The organism is Mediterranea sp. An20, assembly GCF_002160055.1.
Lineage (GTDB): Bacteria > Bacteroidota > Bacteroidia > Bacteroidales > Bacteroidaceae > Bacteroides > Bacteroides avicola.
The window spans coordinates 1-6142 of record NZ_NFJV01000053.1 but is presented as its reverse complement, the minus strand read 5'-3'; the positions used below and the strand labels follow the sequence as shown (position 1 = coordinate 6142).

The following is a 6142-nucleotide window of genomic DNA, read 5'->3' as shown; positions in this document are numbered from 1 at the left end:
ATGGCAAGTTCAGCGCCGGCGACCCCGACACCTCGAAGACCGCAGCAAGCTGGTTCGGGGCGTGCATCTTCCTGATTGTGAGCGCGACGATTCTCCGTTCGTTCTTCCTTTAATAAACGGGCATACCTATACATATATAATAAGGTATAAGGACAATGGCTGAATACCCTATCAACAAGGGCATAGGCCGTCCGGTGGAGTTCAAGGGACTGAAGGCGCAATATCTGTTCATCTTCGCAGGCGGACTGCTTGCCGCCTTCATCCTCTTTGTCATCCTGTACATGGCAGGCGCGGGACAGTGGCTCTGCATCGGCTTCGGTGTGGTGTCGGCTTCCGCCACCGTCTGGCTCACGTTCCGCCTGAACGCCAAGTACGGCGAACACGGGCTGATGAAGCTGGGCGCGGCACGGATGCGCCCCCGCCATGTGCTCCACCGCAGACGGGTGTCCAATCTGTTAAGACGAAAAAAGAAAGGAAGAAACGTATGAGAAATGTAATGAAAGCCACCACGCTGGAAAGCCGCTTCCCGTTGCTCTCGGTGGAGCACGGCTGCATCGTCTCGAAGGACGCGGACATTACCGCCGCCTTCGAGGTGGAACTGCCGGAGGTCTATACCGTCACGGCGGAGGAGTACGAGGCCATCCATGCCACGTGGTGCAAGGCGATAAAGGTGCTGCCCGACTACTCGGTGCTGCACAAGCAGGACTGGTACGTGAAGGAGCGGTACCGCCCCGACACAGGCAGGGAAGGCATGGGCTTCCTCGCCCGCAGCTACGAGATGCACTTCAACGAAAGACCTTTCCTCCATCACAAGTGCTACCTGTTCCTGACCAAGACGACGAAGGAGCGCATGAGGCAGCAGAGCAACTGGAACACCCTGTGCCGGGGGCACATCGTGCCGAAGGAGATGCAGGACAAGGAAACGGCGGTGAAGTTCATCGAGGCGGTGGAACAGTTCGCGCGTATAATGAACGATTCGGGGCATGTCAGGCTGCGCCGGCTCTCCGATGACGAAATCATCGGCACGGAGAAGGAAACTGGAGTCATAGGCAGGTACTTCGCGCTCTCGCCGGGCAATGTGGACTGTCTGGAGGACATGGAAATGACGGCGGGGGAGATGCGCATCGGCGACAACCGGCTGTGCCTGCACACCCTGTCGGACACAGAAGACCTGCCCGCTGCGGTGGCGACGGACTGCCGTTACGAACGGCTCTCCACCGACCGCTCGGACTGCCGCCTGTCGTTCGCCGCTCCCGTGGGTCTGCTGCTTCCCTGCAACCATATCTACAACCAGTACGTTTTCATCGGCAACAGCGACGAGGAACTGCGCCGCTTCGAGAAAACGGCGAGGAACATGCAGTCGCTCTCGCGGTACAGCCGCCAGAACACCATCAACCGCGAGTGGATCGAGGAATACCTGAACGAAGCGCACTCGCAGGGACTGAAGTCCGTCCGCGCCCACTTCAACGTGATGGCGTGGAGCGACGACGCGGAGGAGCTGAAACGCATCAAGAACGATGTAGGCAGCCAGTTGGCTTCAATGGGCTGCGTGCCGCGCCACAACACGACGGACTGCCCGACGCTGTTCTGGGCGGGCATCCCCGGCAACGCAGCCGACTTCCCGGCGGAAGAAGCGTTCCACACGTTCATCGGGCAGGCGGTGTGCCTCTTCGCCGGCGAGACCAACTACAAGGACTCGCCCTCCGCCTTCGGCATCCGCATGGCGGACAGGATAAGCGGCAAGCCGCTGCACATCGACATCTCCGACCTGCCGATGAAGCGGGGCGTGACGACGAACCGAAACAAGTTCGTATTGGGCCCTTCGGGAAGCGGCAAGTCATTCTTCATGAACCACCTTGTCCGCCAATACTTTGAGCAAGGCTCCCATGTGGTGCTTGTCGATACGGGCAATTCCTACCAAGGGCTGTGCGAGATGATACACCGCAAGACCAAAGGAAAGGACGGCATCTACTTCACCTACACGGAGGAAAAGCCCATCTCGTTCAACCCGTTCTACACGGACGACGGGGTGTTCGACGTGGAGAAGAAGGACAGCATCAAGACGCTGCTGCTTACCCTGTGGAAAAGCGAGAACGAACCCGCCACGAAAACGGAGTCGGCAGAACTGGGCAGCGCAGTGAACGCCTACATCCTGAAAATCCAGCAGGACAAGAATATCGTGCCGTCGTTCAACTCGTTCTACGAGTACATGCGGGACGTGTACCGCAAGGAAATGGAGGAACGCTACATCAAGGTGGCGAAGACGGACTTCAACATCGACAACTTCCTGACCACTCTCCGGCAGTATTACAAGGGCGGACGGTACGACTTCCTGCTCAACTCCACGGAGAACATCGACCTGCTGCACAAGCGGTTCGTGGTATTCGAGATTGATTCCGTGAAGGATAATGCCGAGCTTTTCCCGGTGGTGACCATCATCATCATGGAGGCGTTCTTGGGCAAGATGCGGCGGCTGAAAGGCGTCAGGAAGCTCCTGATTGTAGAGGAGGCTTGGAAGGCCCTTTCCTCGGCGAACATGGCTGATTACCTTCGCTATATGTACAAGACGGTCAGAAAATACTTCGGTGAGGCGATTGTGGTGACGCAGGAGGTGGACGACATCATCTCGTCGCCCATCGTGAAGGAAAGCATCATCAACAACTCGGACTGCAAGATACTGCTTGACCAGCGGAAGTTCATGAACCGCTTTGAGCAGATACAGTCCCTTCTGGGCCTGACGGAAAAGGAGAAGTCGCAGATACTCTCCATCAACCAGTCCAACGACCCGTCACGGCGGTACAAGGAGGTCTGGATTGGGCTGGGCGGCACGCAGTCGGCGGTGTACGCCACGGAGGTGTCCATGCACGAGTACCTCGCCTACACGACCGAGGAAACGGAGAAGATGGAAGTGCGCGAACTGGCGGAGAAGCTGGGCGGCGACATGGAGGCCGCCATCCGGCAGATTGCGGAGAAACGAAAAGAAGAGGAACAATAAACCGATTATTCATCATTAAAAACTGAAACAGGAAATGAACATTGAACTGACAAAGACACAACGGCTGCTGCTGTGCGGCGGTCTGATAGGCTTGGCGTCGCTGATGCTGCAAGCCTGCGAGACGGTAATGAAAGAAAACAGGGATGTCCGAGAGAAGATTTGCGGCAACTGGCAGAGCGTGGAGGGCAAGCCCGACATATTGGTGTACAGGGAGGGGGAACTCTACAAGGTGACGCTGTTCCGACGGTTGGGCGTGCGCCGCAGGCTGAAGCCGGAAACCTACCTGCTCCAACGGGAGGAGAACGGCAACCTCTACCTGAACACCGGCTTCCGCATCGACGTGGCATACAACGAGGAAACGGACGTGCTTTCCTTCTCGCCGGGCGGCGACTACATCCGGGTGGACACGGACAATGTTTCGGACGGCGAAAAGAAAGAAGAACGATGAAAAGATAACGAACCACTAAATCCAATGTAAATGAAACAGAAACTGAAAACGACCATGATTGCCGCCTGCCTGTGCCTCACGGGTGCGGGCACGGCAAACGCCCAATGGGTGGTGTCCGACCCCGGCAACCTCGCCCAGAGCATCATCAACTCCGCCAAGGAGATGGTGGAAACGGCAGGCACGAAGGCGAACACCCTGAACGGCTTTTTGGAAACGCAAAAGATTTTCCAGCAGGGCAAGAAGTATTACGACGCGCTCCAAGCCGTGCATGACGTGGTGAAGGGCGGCGTGAAGGTGACGAAAAGCATCGGGTTGGTGATGGAAATCTCCGAAATCTACGTGGACAACTACCGGCGTATGCTCTCCGACGAGAACTACACGCCGGAGGAGCTTGCCGCCATCTCGTCGGGCTACGCCATGCTGATAGACGAAAGCTCGGACGTGCTGCAAGACCTGAAAAACGTGGTGAACGTCACGGGGATGTCGCTCTCGGACGCGGAACGGCTGGCAATCATCGACAACGCCTACCGCAGCCTGATGAACTACCGAAACCTCGTGCGCTACTACACGGGCAAGACCATCTCGGTAAGCTACCTGCGGGCGAGAAAGAAGAACGACATGGACCGGGTGATGTCGCTGTACGGAACGGCTAACGAAAGGTACTGGTAGGCTATGGGAGAGTTCGATAACCTTCACCAGATACTCCTTTCGCTCTACGACGAGATGATGCCGCTCTGCTCGGACATCACGGGCGTGGCGAAAGGGCTTGCCGGGCTGGGCGCGCTGTTCTACGTGGCGATGCGCGTGTGGCAGTCGCTCGCCCGTGCCGAAGCGATAGACGTGTACCCGCTGCTCCGTCCGTTTGCCTTGGGTCTGTGCATCCTGTTCTTCCCGACCATCGTACTGGGCACGATGAACAGCGTGCTGAGCCCGATTGTGCAAGGTGTACACGGCATCCTCGAAGAACAGACCTTCGACATGAACGAGTACCGGGAGCAGAAGGACAAACTGGAGTACGAGGCGCTGATGCGCAACCCGGAAACCGCCTACCTCGCCTCGGATGAGGAGTTTGACCGGCAGCTGGACGAGCTGGGCTGGTCGCCCTCGGATCTCGTGACGATGACGGGGATGTACATGGACCGGGCGGCGTACAACATCAAGAAAAGCGTGCGTGACTGGTTCCGCGAACTGCTTGAACTGATGTTCGCCGCAGCCGCACTCATCATCGACACGCTACGGACGTTCTTCCTCGTAGTGCTCAGCATCTTGGGACCGATAGCCTTCGCCTTCTCCGTGTGGGACGGCTTCCACTCGACGCTCTCGGCGTGGTTCAGCCGCTACATACAGATTTACCTCTGGCTTCCGGTGTCCGACCTGTTCAGTACCATACTGGCGAAAATCCAGATTCTGATGCTCCAGCAGGACATCGAGCGTATGCAGACCGACCCAAACTTTTCGCTGGATGCAAGCGACGGGGTGTACATCGTGTTCCTTATCATCGGCATCGTGGGCTATTTCACCATACCGACGGTGGCGGGCTGGATTATCCAAGCCGGTGGCGGCATCGGCAGCTACAACAAGAACATCGGAACCGCCGGGGCTTTGGGCGGCAGCGTGGCAGGTGCAGCCGCAGGAAACGTGGCGGGGCGTGCCGGGAAGCTCATCAAGGGAACGGCAGGAAAGGTGTTCAAGAGGTAACAGCCGGAACAGTCGAAGTGGCACATTGGGGTTGCCTATGTGCCACTCTGACCTCCCCGAAGTGCCACTTCGGAAAAAGGATACCGAAACATGATTTTACAAACAGAAAAAGAAAGACGAAAAGAAAAATGGAATTCAAATCACTAAAGAACATCGAGACGAGTTTCCGGCAGATACGTCTGTTCGGCATCGTCTATACGGCAGCCTGCGCCCTCGTGGTGGTCTGCTCGGTTGTGTGCGCCTTCCGCTTCGCCGAGGCACAGCGGCAGAAGATATACGTCCTCGACGGGGGCAAGAGCCTGATGCTCGCGCTCTCGCAGGACCTGTCGCAGAACCGTCCGGCGGAAGCGAGGGAACACGTGCGCCGTTTCCATGAGCTGTTTTTCACGCTCTCGCCGGAGAAAAGCGCGATAGAGCACAACGTGAAGCGTGCCCTGCTCCTGGCGGACAAGAGCGCGTATAACTACTACGCCGACTTCGCCGAAAAAGGCTTCTACAACCGCATCATCGCTGGCAACATCAACCAAGTGCTTCAAGTGGACAGCGTGGTGTGCAACTTTGACCGCTACCCCTACGAGGCGAGGACATACGCAAGGCAGATGATTATCCGCGAGAGCAACGTGACGGAACGCACGCTTGTGACCGCCTGCCGCCTGCTCAACGCGAGCCGCTCGGACGATAATCCGAACGGATTTACCATCGAGGGCTTCACGGTGCTGGAGAACAAGGACATCCGGACCATAGAAAGATGATGCGCGTATGGGAAAGATGAAAACTCTGATTGAAGGCTTGAAAGGCGGGGTACGCAGGAAACTGGAAGCCCTGCCGCCGAAGGCGCGTCTGGGGATAGTCCTCACGGCATTTGCCCTCTTCGCCGTCCTTTGCCTGTACATGACCGTCACCGCCATCGCCGGTTTCGGCAAGGGGAACGGGGCAATGGAGATACGGCACATCGAGAAATTGGACCTGCCTGTGCAGGAGAATATGAACCTATATAATAA

General features: G+C 57.4%; 8 protein-coding genes. All 8 read left to right on the top strand.

Annotated features, from left to right (window positions below; translation table 11 throughout):
• On the top strand, positions 1–113 hold a 113-nt coding region (locus tag B5F34_RS16875; RefSeq protein ID WP_140393025.1), incomplete at its 5' end, for a DUF4134 family protein.
• A 42-nt stretch (positions 114–155) separates the two neighbouring features.
• Positions 156–488 (top strand): DUF4133 domain-containing protein, encoded by a 333-nt coding sequence (locus tag B5F34_RS16870; RefSeq protein WP_071148924.1) that lies wholly within the window; start codon positions 156–158, stop codon positions 486–488.
• Positions 485–2995 carry a TraG family conjugative transposon ATPase gene (locus B5F34_RS16865; protein WP_087340918.1) on the top strand — a complete coding sequence of 837 codons (2511 nt, stop codon included), beginning with the start codon at positions 485–487 and terminating at the stop codon, positions 2993–2995. The genes B5F34_RS16870 and B5F34_RS16865 overlap by 4 nt, the downstream gene beginning before the upstream one ends.
• A gap of 34 nt (positions 2996–3029) precedes the next feature.
• Positions 3030–3443, top strand: coding sequence for a DUF3876 domain-containing protein (locus B5F34_RS16860; RefSeq protein ID WP_087340917.1), 414 nt, complete (start codon positions 3030–3032; stop codon positions 3441–3443).
• A 30-nt stretch (positions 3444–3473) separates the two neighbouring features.
• A complete protein-coding gene (locus B5F34_RS16855; protein ID WP_087340916.1) occupies positions 3474–4112 on the top strand; it encodes a DUF4141 domain-containing protein in 639 nt (212 codons plus the stop codon).
• A 3-nt stretch (positions 4113–4115) separates the two neighbouring features.
• Positions 4116–5141, top strand: coding sequence for a conjugative transposon protein TraJ (traJ, locus tag B5F34_RS16850; protein ID WP_087340915.1), 1026 nt, complete (start codon positions 4116–4118; stop codon positions 5139–5141).
• A gap of 128 nt (positions 5142–5269) precedes the next feature.
• The gene (gene traK / locus B5F34_RS16845) at positions 5270–5893 is read left to right on the top strand and encodes a conjugative transposon protein TraK (RefSeq protein WP_004322024.1); all 624 of its coding nucleotides are present in this window, start codon (positions 5270–5272) and stop codon (positions 5891–5893) included.
• Positions 5894–5909: 16 nt separating this feature from the next.
• Positions 5910–6142, top strand: a 233-nt coding sequence (locus B5F34_RS16840) for a TraL conjugative transposon family protein (RefSeq protein ID WP_087340919.1), incomplete at its 3' end; no start/stop codon positions are given.

Excerpts from the sequence above, each read along its gene's own strand:
- B5F34_RS16865 (WP_087340918.1), top strand. The coding sequence starts at position 485 with ATGAGAAATGTAATGAAAGCCACCACGCTGGAAAGCCGCTTCCCGTTG.
- B5F34_RS16860 (WP_087340917.1), top strand. The coding sequence starts at position 3,030 with ATGAACATTGAACTGACAAAGACACAACGGCTGCTGCTGTGCGGCGGT.
- B5F34_RS16855 (WP_087340916.1), top strand. The coding sequence starts at position 3,474 with ATGAAACAGAAACTGAAAACGACCATGATTGCCGCCTGCCTGTGCCTC.
- traK (WP_004322024.1), top strand. The coding sequence starts at position 5,270 with ATGGAATTCAAATCACTAAAGAACATCGAGACGAGTTTCCGGCAGATA.
- B5F34_RS16870 (WP_071148924.1), top strand. The coding sequence starts at position 156 with ATGGCTGAATACCCTATCAACAAGGGCATAGGCCGTCCGGTGGAGTTC.
- traJ (WP_087340915.1), top strand. The coding sequence starts at position 4,116 with ATGGGAGAGTTCGATAACCTTCACCAGATACTCCTTTCGCTCTACGAC.